This window comes from Psychrobacter sp. CX21 (assembly GCF_057396255.1).
Genome location: NZ_JBXYJG010000010.1, coordinates 57,522 through 72,970, shown reverse-complemented (window position 1 = coordinate 72,970; position 15,449 = coordinate 57,522). Strand labels below are relative to the sequence as shown.

Sequence of the window (15,449 nt, the reverse complement as noted above, 5' to 3'; positions counted from 1 at the left end):
AGGATTGATAGGTATCCAAATCCTTTGAACATTTAGCTACTTTGAGTAATATAGTCAAAGAACTATAGTCGGCGAACTTATAAAGAGTCACAAAGCGTCACGTTGTTAAACTCGCTAGGCCTACTGCTGCCTTTGTATTAATTGCTATTTGCACTCGGTTGCCTTGTAACCATTTTAGACTTCTTTGACTATAAAGTATGTTAGACATAAAAAAGCCGTGTATAACACGGCTTTTGCTATTTAGGTTGTTCTATTGCAAGTAAACTGGACGAATTAACTCATCTTGTCTTTTCGCTTAGACGGTTGTTTAGTTTAAACGATAGGCGGTGGATTTGGCTTACCTGTCTCCCCATCCCATTCTTCTTGCGCTTTTTTGTCTAAGTCAGCAGGTGTCTTACGTTCCCACTTACCATTCTCTTTCCACGTGTCATCACCCCAGTCATCGTCTTCTTCTTTTCCGTCATCCCATTTTTTAAACGATTTACTAGGATCGATGCCACGGCGTTTCATATCGGCAATTTGTTCTTCCAGCGTATGAAACTGCTCAGCATCATGCATGCTGTCTTCTAATTCGTTAATCTCATTAATCTCATTTTTCAAATTATTTCTATCAGACATATTATTATCCTTTTATATTCGTGGAGATTTAGTCAGTTCTTTATTGATCTATATCGAAAACAAGCGTTAAAAGCCATTTGACTCTATAATTATAGTTGATTGTATAAATCATACTGTAAGCATACTTATTAAACAATTTTAACGCGTATGATTTATATTAAAAGTTGTTTATTGGCTTTGTCGATTAGTACTTACTTAAAGGCTCAATATTTATATTTCTTACATCATTTTATAACAACTTCATTCATCAATCACATATCAGCCGTTTGATCATTTTTGTCAACTCTTCAATATCGGTATTAGTATCCGTAACATAAAATGCTAAATGACTATTATTATTTTGCTTAGGTTGTTTCACACTTACGTCAGTAACAGGCGTTCTGGGCATAGCTGCTGTTGAATTGTCTGTTGTTGTGTGAGCGGTTCTAGGGTTACATGTCGTTGTATGACTTATAACAGCTGTATGAGTTGTCGTTAAGGGTTCGCTACTGGTATGGTGCGCGGTATCTATAGTATATATAACCCCCACGCGAATGTCTTGATAGTGGATTGGATTGACTTTAATATCTTCAATATCTTCAACACCCTCTTGATCAAGCCCGTTTGAGCTTATGGAAACATCAGTATTATCGTTATCAACCGAAGGCTTACCATACTGTTTGTTGTTAACTACAAGGTTATGGTTATTGACAGACTCAGATATGTTAATGGGCGCAAGCTTATTGGTGGAATGTAGGATGTCTTTAACACGTGCGGCAATGGCGGAGCCTGAGTCTATCACCGATATGTTTAACCCCTGCTTACGAATCTCATCGGTCACAAACTCTCTAAAAAATGGATAATGAGTACACCCTAACACTAAGTGGTCAACTTGATTGTGAGCAAATTCTTTTAGATGCTGCTTTAAGTTTCGTGCAGTATCACTATTGCTAGGCATGCCCGATTCAACCCAAGGCACTAATTGGGGATCAAACCATTTGATGACCTTGATACCTGATGGCTTGGCATAATTATCAATAACATTGTTTAGCAAGCTGCCCTCTAAGGTAGCCTTGGTTGCCAAAACTGCCACGCTTTTGCTTTGACTGTTTAAGACTGCAGGTTTTAACGCGGGCACAAGACCGACAATTGGAATGTTTGGATAATGGATACGCGCTTTTTCAAGAGCGTGCGCTGAGGCGCTATTGCAAGCGATAACAATTAATTTGCAACCAGAACGTACCAGCCAGCTAATTGCTGTTAACGTTAATTGCGTTATCTCATCGCTACTGCGCGTGCCATAAGGAACATTAAGCGTATCAGCATAATAAATATAGCGCTCACTGGGTAAAGTCTCTTGCAAATGCATATAGATAGACAGACCGCCCACGCCAGAATCGAACAAGCCAATAGGTGCCTGCTGCTGTTCAAGTACATCAGAAGCTCTATTGATCTGATTAGATGGTGGATGTTCATGCTCAGATAGCGCAGTAGTCATAGGAATGAGTCACAGATTTTTAGGGCGTGTCCCTATTTGGTAGGTGAGGCTAAAAATGAGATAGATTTTTGCTAATTAAAGTAAATTTTGCATACAATATAGATATATTATCTAAAAATCTGCAAAGATTAGCGAGAGTATTGCCATTTTTTTGGCCATCAATCTCTAGAGTACCAATTATGGGCACGTCCTAATAGCCGTAGCTTTGGTTTTCACGTTTTAAGGTTGAACCACTCGTTTAGGTTACATCAAAAGTTTAGGGAACACTAATCGCGCTATTGATTCGGTACAGAGACAGAATAAGTTTGCCCACCACTTTTCAAAGTGAGGGTGGTCTCGCCATTCTCCTCACTTAGCTCCCCAAGTTTTATCAAATGCATAAAGACGTTTCTTGAGATTAGCCCTTTCATACCAAAGCGTACTGGAATATAAGGTCTGTCTTCGCCATCATATGACCCCATCTCTAACGGATGCTCATTATCTAAATATACGACATCACCCGTACTGGTCAAAAATTCGACAAACTGCTCGCCCTCTTTATGAACTAAATTAACCTCAGTAATCAAAAAAGGCACGTCCTCGACAGTAATGCGGAGCTTCTCAACAGGAGTCTTGAGAAAATACGCTTTTGACTCGCCGCTACCCTCTGACCATAATACAGTAGCAAACAAATCGACCAAAGACTGACGATTAACTTGACTGCCCTCGTGCCACCATTCGCCATTGGCTTTTATAACCATATCTATATCGCCAACACGTTCAGGATGCCATTTATCAAGAGGTGGAATGGAGCGTCCACGCCGTTCACTGGTTTCTGCTTTAAGATATTCAGATAAACTATCTAAACTACGCCCTACCGGAAAATTATCGTTATCTTGTTCTGTCATTTATAAATCCTTTCTCATTATGGTCTATACATATGAGTATAAATACATTTTTAGACTACTTTATCACGACTGAGTCACAAATCTTGTCGTCTTTATCTAACTTTTATTTTATAATAGGTAACCAAATGCAACCCTTTTTTTATATTTCCGCCAGCCTTGGTCGAAAAGCACTGCTATTTAGGTCATACTGATATCAGTATCATCCCTATGAACAACCGCTTATATAAATAGTACTTATACACTATTTATAAAATGCAATTAGTTTTCTTTTGATCAAAGTATAATAATCCACTCGAACATATTAAGGGTACAGAGTGGTTTTATTGAGCCAGCTACGAGGAGTTAGAAATGCAAGATGAACAAATAGAACGTGAGTCGATGGAGTTTGATGTCATTATTGTTGGGGGTGGTCCCTCTGGCCTGTCAGCAGCCATTCGTCTGCGTCAGCTTGCATTAGAAGCTGGTAATGATGAATTTATGGTCTGTGTTGTCGAAAAAGGCTCAGAGTTCGGCGCTCACATCCTATCGGGTGCGGTTATTGAGCCACGCGCTTTAAATGAGCTTATCCCAGATTGGAAAGAAAAAGGCGCGCCGCTTAACGTACCTGCGACTGAAGACCGCATTTACTATCTCAATTCTGCGACCCGTTCTACCAGAGTACCTGATGCACTTGTACCTGCTCCTATGCACAACCACGGCAACTATATTGTCTCGTTAGGCAATGTAGTACGCTGGTTGGCCGAGCAAGCTGAAGAGCTTGAGGTAATGATGTTCCCAGGTTTCCCAGCTTCTGAGATCTTATATAATGACGATGGCTCAGTACGCGGAATTTTAACTGGTGATATGGGTATTGCTGAGGATGGTTCTCAAAAATCGGGCTATGAGCCCGGGTATGAGCTGCTAGCAAAATACACGATATTCGCTGAGGGTAGCCGTGGTCACTTAGGTAAGCGTTTGATTAGCCGCTTTAGTCTAGATGAAGACAGCGATCCACAACATTACGGCATCGGTCTAAAAGAGCTATGGGAAGTCGATCCTAGTAAACACGAGCCAGGCGTAGTGATGCACGGACTAGGCTGGCCGCTAACTGAAACGGGTTCTACTGGCGGCTGGTGGTTATATCACGATGAGAATAACCAAGTTAGCTTTGGTTTAGTGATCGACTTGTCATATCATAACCCTTATCTGTCTACCTTTGATGAGTTGCAGCGTTTAAAAACGCATCCTGTCATTAGAGAAGTACTTGAAGGGGGTAAGCGTATTTCTTATGGAGCACGTGCATTAACCAAAGGCGGTCTTAACTCACTACCTAAGTTCACCTTCCCAGGTGGCGTATTGGTTGGTGATGATGCCGGTTTCTTAAACCCTGCCAAGATTAAAGGAACGCATACTTCTATGAAGTCTGGCATGCTTGCTGCTGAAGCTGTCTATAACGCTGTGGCTGCTGGTAGACAACATGATGAAGTGACAGAATATGCGGATGCATATAAAGCATCTTGGTTGTATGAAGACAATAAATCGTCGCGTAACTTCTCCCCTGCTATCCACCGTATGGGCCTATTAATGGGTGGTGCGTTTACGTTTATTGAGCACAATGTGCTCAAAGGAAATATGCCTTTAACAATTCGTGATACGATGCCAGATTATGACGCATTAGAAAAGGCAAGTACCACTTATCAGCCTGACTATCCAAAACCAGATGGCAAACTCACCTTTGATAAGCTGTCTTCAGTATTTATCTCAAATACCAATCACGCTGAAGATCAACCGTGTCATTTGAAACTTGTTGATCCTACGGTCCCAATTGAAGTAAATTTACCAATTTATGCAGAGCCTGCTCAGCGCTATTGTCCAGCAGGTGTTTATGAAGTTGTTAAAGACGCTGAAGGGGCAAAATTTGTCATTAATGCGCAAAACTGTGTTCACTGTAAAACCTGTGACATCAAAGATCCTGCGCAAAATATTATTTGGGTAACGCCCGAGGGTGGCGGTGGTCCAAACTACCCTAATATGTAGCGGCATAGGGCGCTATTGACCCAGTCTTAAAGTACAAAAAATCCCGTTCAATCTATGAACGGGATTTTTTTATTTTGGATAAGTGTTATAGCACACTATGAATGTCTTAATCTGACCACGCATCACGGTTTGCTTCATCTTTAAGCTTCACAAACTTATCTGGATCAAATTTGATTTGATCAGGCGACTTACCCTCTTTTATTTGTCGCTCATAATCCCTTAAGATACGTAGCGCCACAGGGGTCAACATGACAATAGCGGCCAAGTTAGTGAGCGCCATCAGCCCCATTGATAAGTCCGCAAAGTTCCAAATAGCAGGTAAGCTTGCAATAGATCCGATAAATACCATCGCCAATACAAACACACGGAAGATCATGATAGCGATCTTTGCACTTTTGGCCCCAGAAATAAACTCAAGATTAGATTCACCATAACTATAGTTAGCAATAATTGAGGTAAACGCAAAGAAGAAAATAGCTATGGCAATAAAGTAAACCCCTAAATCGCCCACATATTCTGATAAAGCAAGCTGAGTTAACTGAATACCTTCTTGTTCTACATTAGGATCTACCACGCCAGATAAAATAATGATTGAAGCAGTTGCCGTACATATAACTAGCGTATCAATAAACACACCTAGCATCTGCATAAAACCTTGAACCGCAGGATGATCAGGATGGCTTTGAGCGGTCGCAGCAGCGTTCGGCGCCGAACCCATACCCGCCTCGTTCGAGAACAAACCACGTTTAATACCATTGATCATGGCTTGAGCAATACCATAGCCTAATACACCGCCCGCCGCTTGCTCAAATCCAAATGCTGATTTAAAGATTAATGCAATGGCAGCTGGGAACTGGGTAAAATTGGTCAGGATAATGAACAGTGCAAGCAAGATATAAAGTATTGCCATAATAGGAACAACTTTACCTGCCACACGCGCCACAGAGCGCAGTCCACCAAACACAACAGGTGTCACCAAAGCCACCAAACCCAATCCTGTTGCCCAAGTTGGAATTCCAAATGCCTCATTAGTTGCTTGAGCAATGGTATTGGCTTGCACGCCATTAAAGGCTAAGCCAAAAGCGATTAATAAACACACTGAGAATAAAATGGCCATCCAGCGTAGTCCAAGTCCCTTTTCAATATAATAAGCCGGACCCCCACGATATACGTTGTCATTATGAGGTACTTTGTAAGCTTGTGCTAAGGTGGACTCTATGAAGCTGGTAGACATCCCTACAATAGCGGTCATCCACATCCAAAATATCGCCCCGGGTCCACCGATATATATAGCAATAGCAACACCGGCTAAGTTACCCGTACCTACTCGGGCAGCCAGTGAGGTCATCAATGCTTCAAACGAGCTAATACCACCATCTTTGCGGCCTTGGTTTGACGTACGTAGCAATGACCACATATGACCAAAATGACGTATTTGGATAAAGCGCGTGGCCACTGTAAAATACAAACCTGCACCTATAAGAACAAAGACTAGCAAACCAAACCATGGGTTATTGAAGATGAGCCAGTCATCATTCCCCCAAATAATTCCGTTCCCCCAACCAACAAATGCATTAAAAGCATCTACCATAATGTCTCTCCTTTACCCCAAACTTTTCTTGTTTATGTTTAAACGTTCATGTTCAATGGCTTAAATTTAGTATTTGTAGGGGTTGTATAGAATTGATTAATTAGGACTGCTGATAGCTACCAATTTACCCAAGCTGTGTTCCAAACTAGGCGTAAACCGACGATAATACCCGAAGCGTATTGGACCTTAGCTAGGTTTACAACAACGTTTGGGGCAATTTTAGCATCAGCCTTACAGGGCAGGGCTATTTTTTGCCAATATATTGTGAAATTATCTAACTTAGAACAACTAAGCTGCGAAAATTTCCCTGCATATTGACTAAAAAATAGCTACTGCCAGTTCCATAAATAAATTCTATACAGCCCCTAGTTTGGATAAAACTGTGTGAATAAAATTATTGATTTCACCCTTTTATCTCAATATTGTGAGACTGTGTAAGTGAGACCGCTAAACTGTATAGTTAATCATAGATGCGTTTATGATTAAGTATGCGCATAGTAAATTTTACAAAAACGATAAATAAAATTTAGGCTTACATCGTTATTTAAGAAATTATTATATAAAAGTTGTAATTAATCTAATCTCGATATGTTCTTAATCTTTTAGGGATCATGATTACTTAACATCTCCCAACATCTGATTTATAAACGCCTTAATAGTGTTAATAGAGGTAACTTTTCAGTTTGATTTAAATAATACCTTTAAGCTGCACATATACTGATGCAATTTTTTAATTAATTATGCGTTTAGAGAAGCTAATTAATATGATAACAAGCTTTATTTCATATATTATCGCTAATCACATTATTATTAATCATGATTTATTGAAAATAGGTGATTGCTCAATGCTCGTCACCTATGTAGAATAAAAACATAAGTGACTTATCTAGATTAAATTTCTAGATTAAATTCATCGAAATTTAATACGTCACTTAATAGCGACTAACGATAGTATTCTTAAGTCGTTTTTTACTTCATAACTGCAGGACGCAGTTCCCCCACTAGAGTTGATTATTTCAACTCTTAACGACAAAAGGAGTTTGTCTTATGCATTCCCCTCAAGACACATCAGGTTATTGGAAAGCCAATGTCCGGCTCATATTAGGTTGCCTAGCTGTTTGGGCAATTGTTCCTTATGGCTTTGCCATATTACTAAGACCTCTTCTATCAGGAATTCAATTCGGCGGTGCTGATTTAGGCTTCTGGTTTGCTCAGCAAGGGTCCATTGGGACCTTTATCGCTATCATCTTCTTCTACTCTTGGCGTATGAATAAGCTTGATAAACAATTCGGTGTAGATGAGGAATAAGTCTAATGAGTCAATTTACGATTAATATTTTATTCGTTGGTGCGTCATTTTTATTATATTTTGGCATAGCAATTTGGGCCCGCGCTGGGTCAACGAAAGAGTTTTATGTTGCAGGCGGCGGTGTTCATCCCGTCGTTAATGGTATGGCGACTGGTGCTGATTGGATGAGTGCGGCTTCGTTTATTTCCATGGCAGGTCTATTGGCCGCTGGTGGTTATGGTGCGTCAAGCTATCTTATGGGCTGGACAGGTGGTTATGTTCTATTGGCTTTATTATTAGCCCCCTACTTACGCAAATTTGGTAAGTTTACAGTTCCAGACTTTATTGGCGATCGTTTCTATTCAAAAACAGCTGCCCTTGTTGCCGTTGTTTGTTTGATTGTGGCTTCTACCACATACGTTATCGGTCAGATGACTGGTGCGGGCGTGGCATTCTCCCGCTTTTTAGAAGTAGATAATACCACTGGGCTTATTATTGCAGCCGTTGTGGTTTTCTTTTATGCCGTACTTGGTGGTATGAAAGGGATTACTTACACACAGGTTGCACAGTATATGGTACTTATTGTGGCCTATACCGTACCTGCTGTTTTCATCTCTTTGGAGCTGACGGGTAACCCAATACCGGGTCTGGGTCTATTTTCAGAATATGGCGATACAGGCGTACCGTTATTAACTAAGCTTGATCAGGTAGTTACCGATCTTGGGTTTGCCGCTTACACGGCAGACGTACCGAATAAGCTTAATATGGTACTGTTTACGCTATCGCTGATGATTGGTACAGCAGGTCTTCCTCACGTTATTATTCGCTTTTTCACCGTACCAAAAGTTTCAGATGCACGCTGGTCTGCTGGTTGGGCATTAGTATTTATTGCTCTACTATATTTCACAGCACCAGCTGTTGGCGCTATGGCTCGTTTGAACTTAATTGACACCGTTTATCCCCAAGGTGTTGATGCGCCTGCCCTCAAATATGAAGATCGTCCTAGCTGGATGCAAACTTGGGAAGACACAGGTTTGATAAAGTATAACGATCTCAATAATGATGGCCGTATTCAAATGTATAACGATGGCGGTCTAGGTGCAGCAACAACAGCACTTGCTACTGCTGAAGCTGAAGGCGGTGATGTTGCCGCTGCTACCACGGCACTACAACAAGCTCAAGCGGCTCAAGATAGCGAGCTTGACGGTAAATTTACTCAAGCAGGATGGGCAGGTAATGAGCTTGATGTTAATAAAGACATCATGGTACTTGCCAACCCTGAAATTGCAAATTTACCACCATGGGTTATTGGTCTGATCGCGGCCGGTGGCCTTGCTGCTGCATTATCAACTGCTGCTGGTCTATTGTTGGCTATTTCATCCGCCATTAGTCACGATTTAATCAAACGTAATATTAATCCTAATATTTCGGATAAAGGTGAGCTGATGGCTGCGCGTATATCAATGGCAGTTGCTATTGTGGTGGCCACATATTTAGGACTCAATCCACCAGGTTTCGCAGCACAGGTTGTTGCATTGGCCTTTGGTATTGCGGGTGCGTCATTGTTCCCAGCATTAATGATGGGTATATTCTCTAAACGTATTAATAGTATTGGCGCCATCTCTGGTATGTTAGCCGGTCTGATTATTACCTTAGTTTATATCTTTATGTTCAAAGGCTGGTTCTTTGTATCAGGAACAGCAAACTTCCCAGATACTGTCGAGCATTGGTTTATGGGTATTTCACCTCTATCATTTGGTGCAATTGGTGCCTTAATCAACTTCGTTGTTGCCTTTGTTGTGTCTTCAATGACTGCGCCGCCGCCTGCACACATTCAAGAATTGGTTGAAAGTGTTCGTATGCCACGTGGTGCTGGAACCGCAGTAGATCATTAAAAGCTAAGTATCATTGCTAGTTTCAATAACTAGATTTGATAAATAAATTAAAAGAATAACTTTAAGGTGATTAAGTCAGCAACTGATTTAATCACCCTTTTTAGTATATAAACTTGCTTTTGAGTATATACTCACCTTTATACCTCCTACTGGAAATATTTAATGATTTACGAATTTATTGCGACGGTTGCTGCTGGATTTGGCATGGCAGGACTTGCTCTATTGATCAGACAATTAACCAAACTTGTTGGTATTCAAACACCAAAGTGGCTCATTCCTATATTCGCCGGACTGGGTATGTTAGGATTTCAAATCCATCAAGAGTACAACTGGCAAGCACAGCAAATTCGCATTCTTTCAGAAAAAGTACAAGTAGTCAAAACCATTGAAGACAAGGTCTGGTATCGACCTTGGAGTTATTTAAAGCCACAAGTTATTCGATTTATGGCTGTCAGTGAAGTTCACGACTTAAACATTATAGATAACGCAGATGATAAAGATACTGATGAAAATAACGCCAATAAGGATTTTAATGACGACATTAAACGCACGAATATATATTTATTTGAAAGACGCATAAGCACTAAGATTATTCCGCAGCTCATAAACTGTACAAAACACACCACCACATCTATTGCGCCAGATACGGCGTCAGATACCACAGTTTACGTAGCAGCACTAAAACAGCTTAAATGGTCTAAAATTAATGCTGATGATGCATTATTTAAAACCGTATGTCAGTAAATCGTCAAGCATGTCTATCCAAACTTAAGCGAGCTTTACCCCTAGGCATTTATTCAATAGACAGTCTACTTCTATTTTTTTCAATGGTTTTTGCGCCAATGCCTTTGACTTGAGTCAAACTATTAATAGAAGCAAAAGGACCAAAAGTCTCTCGATACAATATAATTGCTTTGGCTTTATTACTTCCAATACCTTCTAACGTGGTTAATTCAGCCTCCGTTGCCCTATTGATATACACCAGACGATGACGACTCGCAAGCTTGGTTTCTTGAGCCGCCAATTGCTCTTGCGATATCAAGTACGCATACGCACTATTGGCATCGCTAAAACACTGCTGCGCATAAATAGGCTTTACTAACAACATCAATAAGATACAAATACCCTGCTTAATTCGTTTAGCAAGGAGGACTGCTAACGGTTGTTTATTCATATTGCTTAGCAGCTTCCCACAAATCATCCATCTCATCTATACTGCTATCTTCAGGCGTGCGGCCTTGTTTTTTAAGCTCATCTTCTATATAGGCAAATCGCGAGCGAAACTTATGCACACAAGTCAGCGTGGCTGCTTCGGCATCTATACCAATCTTTCGAGCAACATTCACCAATCCAAATACGCAATCGCCAAGCTCTTTTTCTAATTCAATTTTGGTTTGATCATCCACATGCTCGCCTTGTTTGGGCAGTATTTGTTTTAGCTCAGCGATTTCTTCTTCAAGTTTTTCTACTGCGCCTTCAATACCCTCCCAATCAAATCCCATCTTACTGGCGGATTTTTGTAGACTTTGCGCTTGCATGAGGGCACTACCTGATTTAATACTATCCAAACGTCTTTTAGGCTTGCCTCGGCGCTCACGCTCTAAATTTTCGAGCGCCTTTATTTCATCCCAGCGCTGTTTGACCGCTGTATCATCTGACAGTTTGTCGGCTTCAAAAACATGCGGATGTCGGCGAATAAGTTTACTTTGCAGCGTATAAACCACCTCACCCAAATCAAACTCATGTTGCTCTGCATAAATCTGACAATGAAAAATCACTTGCAGCAGCACATCCCCTAGCTCGCCTTTGATATCTTCGATATCGCCATCTTGTATTGCTTCTGCTAGCTCATAGGCTTCTTCAATTGCATAAGGGATCAAGCTATGATTGGTTTGCTTAATATCCCAAGGGCAATCGGCACGCAATCGAGCCATAAGCGCTAGTAAATCATCCAAGTTTCGACTGGCGTTTGGTATGCCCTCTACGGGCGTTGGCGGGTGAATTAAATCAGCTTTCATACCGTTATTCTCTATTATTTGCATATGACAAAACATTTAAAATATAAATCTAAATTTGAGTCCGTTGACTCTTAATATTGGCAGTGTACCATTAATACAAGACTTTATAATTAGACACGAATACAAGACGCTAATACAAGGCACTTAAAGATTTTAAATTCATAGTCAGCGAACTTCTTAACGATGACGGTGTAAACCTCGCTAAGCTTACACAAGTAGTACTTTCACTTGTTTGCCTTGTAATTATTTTAGACTTCTTCGACTATATAACACCGTTGTGTCGGTAATTTTTAAAGCATTTTATAGCGACATTATATAGCGTCAACTTTATATCGCTATGATAAATCGCGTTATTAGCGGCTAATGTATATTGTTTTAATCTGAGCGGTGCAGTATCTGTGTGTGGCTATCGTTAAATGCTCTTAACAGCCGCGCCACATTAAGGTATATTTCTAAGCACACGCATTATCATTAAATCGTCTTTAATATACCCATATCTTAAACCTAATCATAAAGGCAACACATGACCACATCAAATCAATCTGCCCTACCTTATCGTGAAATCACTTCTTTTAAAGCTTATGATATCCGAGGTGAGCTCGGCGTTAATTTAGATGAAGACATTGCTTATCGGATTGGACGTGCGTTTGCACAAATTTTGTCCAGTCGCCGTGATGAGAATGGGGTACCGAACCATATAAATAACTGTATTACGATTGGTAGCGATATTAGAGACTCAAGTGAAACCTTAAAACAGGCGACAATTAAAGGAATTACGGACGCTGGTGTGGATGTTATTGATTTGGGAATGACGGGCACCGAAGAGGTGTACTTTGCGACCAGTCATTTTAACGCTTTAGGAGGTATTGAGGTAACTGCCAGTCACAATCCAATAAATTATAACGGACTTAAACTGGTCCGTGAAAACTCTAAACCTATTAGTGTCGACACAGGCTTAGCTGATATTCAGCAGCTGGCACAAAAAGGAGAGTTTGCCGCTCAAGAACAAGGAAATGTGATAAAAGAGACGGATAAAACCGCCTATGTCGATCATTTGATGCGGTTTATTGATACAGACAAGCTAGTACCCTTAAAAATTGTTATTAATTCAGGTAACGGAAGCGCTGGCCCTACAATTGATTTAATAGAACAACGTCTACAGCAGCGCAGTGCACCCATTGATATTATCAAAGTGCATCATACCCCTGACGGTAGCTTTCCAAATGGTATCCCAAATCCAATGATATTGGCTAATCGTACGTCAACCAAACAAGCAGTCATTGAGAATGAGGCTGATATGGGTATTGCATTTGATGGCGACTTCGATCGCTGTTTCTTGTTTGATGCTCGCGGTGAGTTTGTCGAAGGCAGCTATGTGGTAGGAATGTTGAGCCAGGCATTTTTACAAAAGAATAAAGGCGCAGCCATCGTCTATGATCCACGTGTTATTTATAATACTGAAGCCATAATAGATGAAGGTAAGGGTGAGGGCGTTATCAGCAAGTCTGGCCATTCATTCATTAAACAAGTGATGCGTGAGTCTGGCGCCATTTATGGCGGCGAGATGAGTGCGCATCATTATTTTAAAGACTTTTTCTATTGTGATAGTGGCATGATCCCTTGGCTACTAACCATTGAGCTTTTATCTACAACAGGCAAGTCACTGGGACAATTGGTTGATGAGCGTATTAGCGCCTATCCAAGCTCTGGAGAGATAAACTTCAAACTGACTGAATCGGGAAGTGATGAAATCATCAGCGCTATTGAATCATATTATAGTGACCAACATCCTGAGAAAAACACATTGGATGGCTTAAGTCTAGACTTTGGCGATTGGCGTTTTAATATTAGAGCTTCAAACACTGAGCCCTTGATTCGGCTTAACATCGAGACCAAAGGCAATGAGAGCTTACTTACAAAAAAAACGACTGAAATTAAACAATGGCTTGCCAGCCAAGGCGCAAAGATAGCATAGCAAGGTCCGTTTTTTACTTAAGTTTGGGCTTAATCATCATTCATCGACTTTATTTATAACGCCCAATCCCTTGATAGTCGCCAGTTAGCGCCTTTATCTGATCTTTAGAGAAGGCGTTTTGAGCATCAAATATTGGCACAACCGCATCATTTATAGCGCTGATAGGTAGGCGCATTATGGTTGGCCAAGACAATACAAATAGTGCATCACTATTAGATAACTGATCGTTAGCGGACTTAATAAACTTAAGTAAAGGCTCATCTGGGTACAGACTAGCAAGCTCGCACTCTGCTTCTGCTGCATACACATAAGTCGTGATGTTATAGGACCACAATAAATGTAGTAAAGGATGAATCGCCGCTTCAGAGGTACGTCCAGAGCCTGATTTATAGCTTGCACCCCATATACTGACTTTTTTGTTTTCTATGGCCCCATCAAAATACTGCCAAAACTTACGGAAGATAAGCTCTTTTTGATCATCGTTTATGAGGTCGACAGCATTCATCAAACGATGCTCTACTTGAGTGTTTTCAAGGGTTTGATTCAATGCGTTTATTTCAGCAGGTAATGAGCGCCCGCCAAACCCCCATCCTGCTTTTAGATAACTGCTACCAATACGCGAATCAAGCCCCATAATATCTGCTACTTCTAGGATATCGACCCCTTGATGATCCGCCAATCTTGACCATTCATTCATAAAGCTCACCCGCGTGGCCAACATGCTCATAATGGCACTGCGTGAAAACTCAATGGTGGCGATATCACTAATATACTTCCTTTTAGCTTGGGCAATTAAAGGTTGTAGCAGTACGATTTTATCCAGCGAATCATTTGTTTTCTCGCCCATTAACCATAGCTTTGGAGATAACATTGAAGGATAGGCATTGCCATCTTGCAAAAACACAAAAGGCACGTAGTAGACCCATGGTCTTTGACAATGCCGACTTAGCTTATCAAACAATCCTAGCGTGCTAATACCACTTAATACAATGGGCGTTTGAATGGATACAGTGCTGTTATTTAGCTGACTTACCCAGGCTTGCTGTGAATCATCTTGTTCAATCCAAGCGTCTGGAAGATCATTATAAAATATCCAAAATAAGTCAGCTTTATTGTCAGCCAGCTCATCATTGTCGTCCAGTCTCTGATTTTCAGACAGTGCCTCATTTTCAGACAGCGCTTTATTCCCAGCGAACACCTCACTCGCTTGCAGTGGGATATCGTGAATTTTGATGGTTTGCTGGTCAATATAGAGTTGCCATAACGCTTGCTGCTGATGCTCAAAGCTATAGTTATCTAAAGTATGCTGCAACTGTGTTTTATTGGCGTACAAACTCACTGTATTGCCAAGGCTTACCATGACCGTAGCGGTAGTGATCGCATCAATAGAATTACCAATGATGACACTATGAGAAGCTGCTTTATTGCCTTTAGATGCCCTTGTTTCCATGTTCACATAATCCTTAATTTTTCAAATAGATGTAGCCCTAAACATCCATATCATAACAACATTAAGTCGCTGTGCACAGTGTACTTGTGGTATCAGTCTGCCGTGCTTGTTAGTCTATATTTATATATTTTGAGCATATTTTTAATAGCATCTCACCAACGCTAATACCTTTAAATATTGAGTATAGATGAAGACAAATGATAGATATGGCAAGATATAAGATGTAAGATATAAG

12 protein-coding genes are annotated in these 15,449 nt (G+C 40.6%); 5 read left to right on the top strand and 7 right to left on the bottom strand.

Annotation, left to right across the window (positions count from 1 at the left end):
* Nucleotides 1-312 precede the first annotated feature (312 nt).
* The 3 genes from AC2SLP_RS07355 to AC2SLP_RS07345 all read right to left on the bottom strand — a co-directional run bounded on the left by AC2SLP_RS07355 (nucleotide 313) and on the right by AC2SLP_RS07345 (nucleotide 2,982).
* Nucleotides 313-618 (bottom strand): hypothetical protein, encoded by a 306-nt coding sequence (locus tag AC2SLP_RS07355; protein WP_486536023.1) that lies wholly within the window; start codon nucleotides 616-618, stop codon nucleotides 313-315.
* 247 nt (nucleotides 619-865) lie between these two features.
* Complete coding sequence (gene murI / locus AC2SLP_RS07350) at nucleotides 866-2,095, bottom strand: glutamate racemase (RefSeq protein WP_486536022.1); 1,230 nt, start codon at nucleotides 2,093-2,095, stop codon at nucleotides 866-868.
* Nucleotides 2,096-2,370: 275 nt separating this feature from the next.
* Complete coding sequence (locus AC2SLP_RS07345) at nucleotides 2,371-2,982, bottom strand: DUF1285 domain-containing protein (protein WP_486536021.1); 612 nt, start codon at nucleotides 2,980-2,982, stop codon at nucleotides 2,371-2,373.
* 348 nt (nucleotides 2,983-3,330) lie between these two features.
* Here AC2SLP_RS07345 and AC2SLP_RS07340 point away from each other — a divergent pair, with 348 nt between their 5' ends.
* Nucleotides 3,331-4,998, top strand: coding sequence for an electron transfer flavoprotein-ubiquinone oxidoreductase (locus tag AC2SLP_RS07340; protein WP_486536020.1), 1,668 nt, complete (start codon nucleotides 3,331-3,333; stop codon nucleotides 4,996-4,998).
* A 106-nt stretch (nucleotides 4,999-5,104) separates the two neighbouring features.
* Here AC2SLP_RS07340 and AC2SLP_RS07335 read toward each other — a convergent pair whose 3' ends face one another.
* On the bottom strand, nucleotides 5,105-6,589 hold the full coding sequence (locus tag AC2SLP_RS07335; protein ID WP_486536019.1) for an alanine/glycine:cation symporter family protein: 1,485 nt from the start codon (nucleotides 6,587-6,589) through the stop codon (nucleotides 5,105-5,107).
* Nucleotides 6,590-7,636: 1,047 nt separating this feature from the next.
* On the opposite strand from AC2SLP_RS07335, the gene AC2SLP_RS07330 reads away from it, so the two are divergent.
* From AC2SLP_RS07330 to AC2SLP_RS07320, 3 genes are all read left to right on the top strand, one after another.
* Complete coding sequence (locus tag AC2SLP_RS07330; RefSeq protein ID WP_486536018.1) at nucleotides 7,637-7,897, top strand: DUF4212 domain-containing protein; 261 nt, start codon at nucleotides 7,637-7,639, stop codon at nucleotides 7,895-7,897.
* 5 nt (nucleotides 7,898-7,902) lie between these two features.
* Nucleotides 7,903-9,771, top strand: a complete 1,869-nt coding sequence (locus AC2SLP_RS07325; protein WP_486536017.1) for a sodium:solute symporter family protein — start codon at nucleotides 7,903-7,905, stop codon at nucleotides 9,769-9,771.
* A 162-nt stretch (nucleotides 9,772-9,933) separates the two neighbouring features.
* Nucleotides 9,934-10,515 (top strand): hypothetical protein, encoded by a 582-nt coding sequence (locus AC2SLP_RS07320; RefSeq protein WP_486536016.1) that lies wholly within the window; start codon nucleotides 9,934-9,936, stop codon nucleotides 10,513-10,515.
* Between the two features lie 49 nt (nucleotides 10,516-10,564).
* Here AC2SLP_RS07320 and AC2SLP_RS07315 read toward each other — a convergent pair whose 3' ends face one another.
* Together AC2SLP_RS07315 and mazG are read right to left on the bottom strand one after the other, a co-directional pair.
* The gene (locus AC2SLP_RS07315) at nucleotides 10,565-10,945 is read right to left on the bottom strand and encodes a ComEA family DNA-binding protein (RefSeq protein ID WP_486536015.1); all 381 of its coding nucleotides are present in this window, start codon (nucleotides 10,943-10,945) and stop codon (nucleotides 10,565-10,567) included.
* A complete protein-coding gene (mazG, locus tag AC2SLP_RS07310) occupies nucleotides 10,938-11,789 on the bottom strand; it encodes a nucleoside triphosphate pyrophosphohydrolase (RefSeq protein ID WP_486536014.1) in 852 nt (283 codons plus the stop codon). The genes AC2SLP_RS07315 and mazG overlap by 8 nt, the downstream gene beginning before the upstream one ends.
* A gap of 523 nt (nucleotides 11,790-12,312) precedes the next feature.
* On the opposite strand from mazG, the gene AC2SLP_RS07305 reads away from it, so the two are divergent.
* Nucleotides 12,313-13,764: a phosphohexomutase domain-containing protein gene (locus tag AC2SLP_RS07305; protein ID WP_486536013.1), complete on the top strand. Its 1,452-nt coding sequence runs from the start codon at nucleotides 12,313-12,315 to the stop codon at nucleotides 13,762-13,764.
* Between the two features lie 49 nt (nucleotides 13,765-13,813).
* On the opposite strand, the gene AC2SLP_RS07300 is transcribed toward AC2SLP_RS07305, so the two are convergent.
* A complete protein-coding gene (locus AC2SLP_RS07300; protein ID WP_486536012.1) occupies nucleotides 13,814-15,214 on the bottom strand; it encodes a UDP-glucose/GDP-mannose dehydrogenase family protein in 1,401 nt (466 codons plus the stop codon).
* Nucleotides 15,215-15,449: the final 235 nt, after the last annotated feature.

Excerpts from the sequence above, each read along its gene's own strand:
- AC2SLP_RS07300 (WP_486536012.1), bottom strand. The coding sequence starts at position 15,214 with ATGGAAACAAGGGCATCTAAAGGCAATAAAGCAGCTTCTCATAGTGTC.
- AC2SLP_RS07340 (WP_486536020.1), top strand. The coding sequence starts at position 3,331 with ATGCAAGATGAACAAATAGAACGTGAGTCGATGGAGTTTGATGTCATT.
- mazG (WP_486536014.1), bottom strand. The coding sequence starts at position 11,789 with ATGAAAGCTGATTTAATTCACCCGCCAACGCCCGTAGAGGGCATACCA.
- AC2SLP_RS07305 (WP_486536013.1), top strand. The coding sequence starts at position 12,313 with ATGACCACATCAAATCAATCTGCCCTACCTTATCGTGAAATCACTTCT.
- AC2SLP_RS07330 (WP_486536018.1), top strand. The coding sequence starts at position 7,637 with ATGCATTCCCCTCAAGACACATCAGGTTATTGGAAAGCCAATGTCCGG.
- murI (WP_486536022.1), bottom strand. The coding sequence starts at position 2,095 with ATGACTACTGCGCTATCTGAGCATGAACATCCACCATCTAATCAGATC.
- AC2SLP_RS07320 (WP_486536016.1), top strand. The coding sequence starts at position 9,934 with ATGATTTACGAATTTATTGCGACGGTTGCTGCTGGATTTGGCATGGCA.
- AC2SLP_RS07315 (WP_486536015.1), bottom strand. The coding sequence starts at position 10,945 with ATGAATAAACAACCGTTAGCAGTCCTCCTTGCTAAACGAATTAAGCAG.
- AC2SLP_RS07325 (WP_486536017.1), top strand. The coding sequence starts at position 7,903 with ATGAGTCAATTTACGATTAATATTTTATTCGTTGGTGCGTCATTTTTA.
- AC2SLP_RS07345 (WP_486536021.1), bottom strand. The coding sequence starts at position 2,982 with ATGACAGAACAAGATAACGATAATTTTCCGGTAGGGCGTAGTTTAGAT.
- AC2SLP_RS07335 (WP_486536019.1), bottom strand. The coding sequence starts at position 6,589 with ATGGTAGATGCTTTTAATGCATTTGTTGGTTGGGGGAACGGAATTATT.
- AC2SLP_RS07355 (WP_486536023.1), bottom strand. The coding sequence starts at position 618 with ATGTCTGATAGAAATAATTTGAAAAATGAGATTAATGAGATTAACGAA.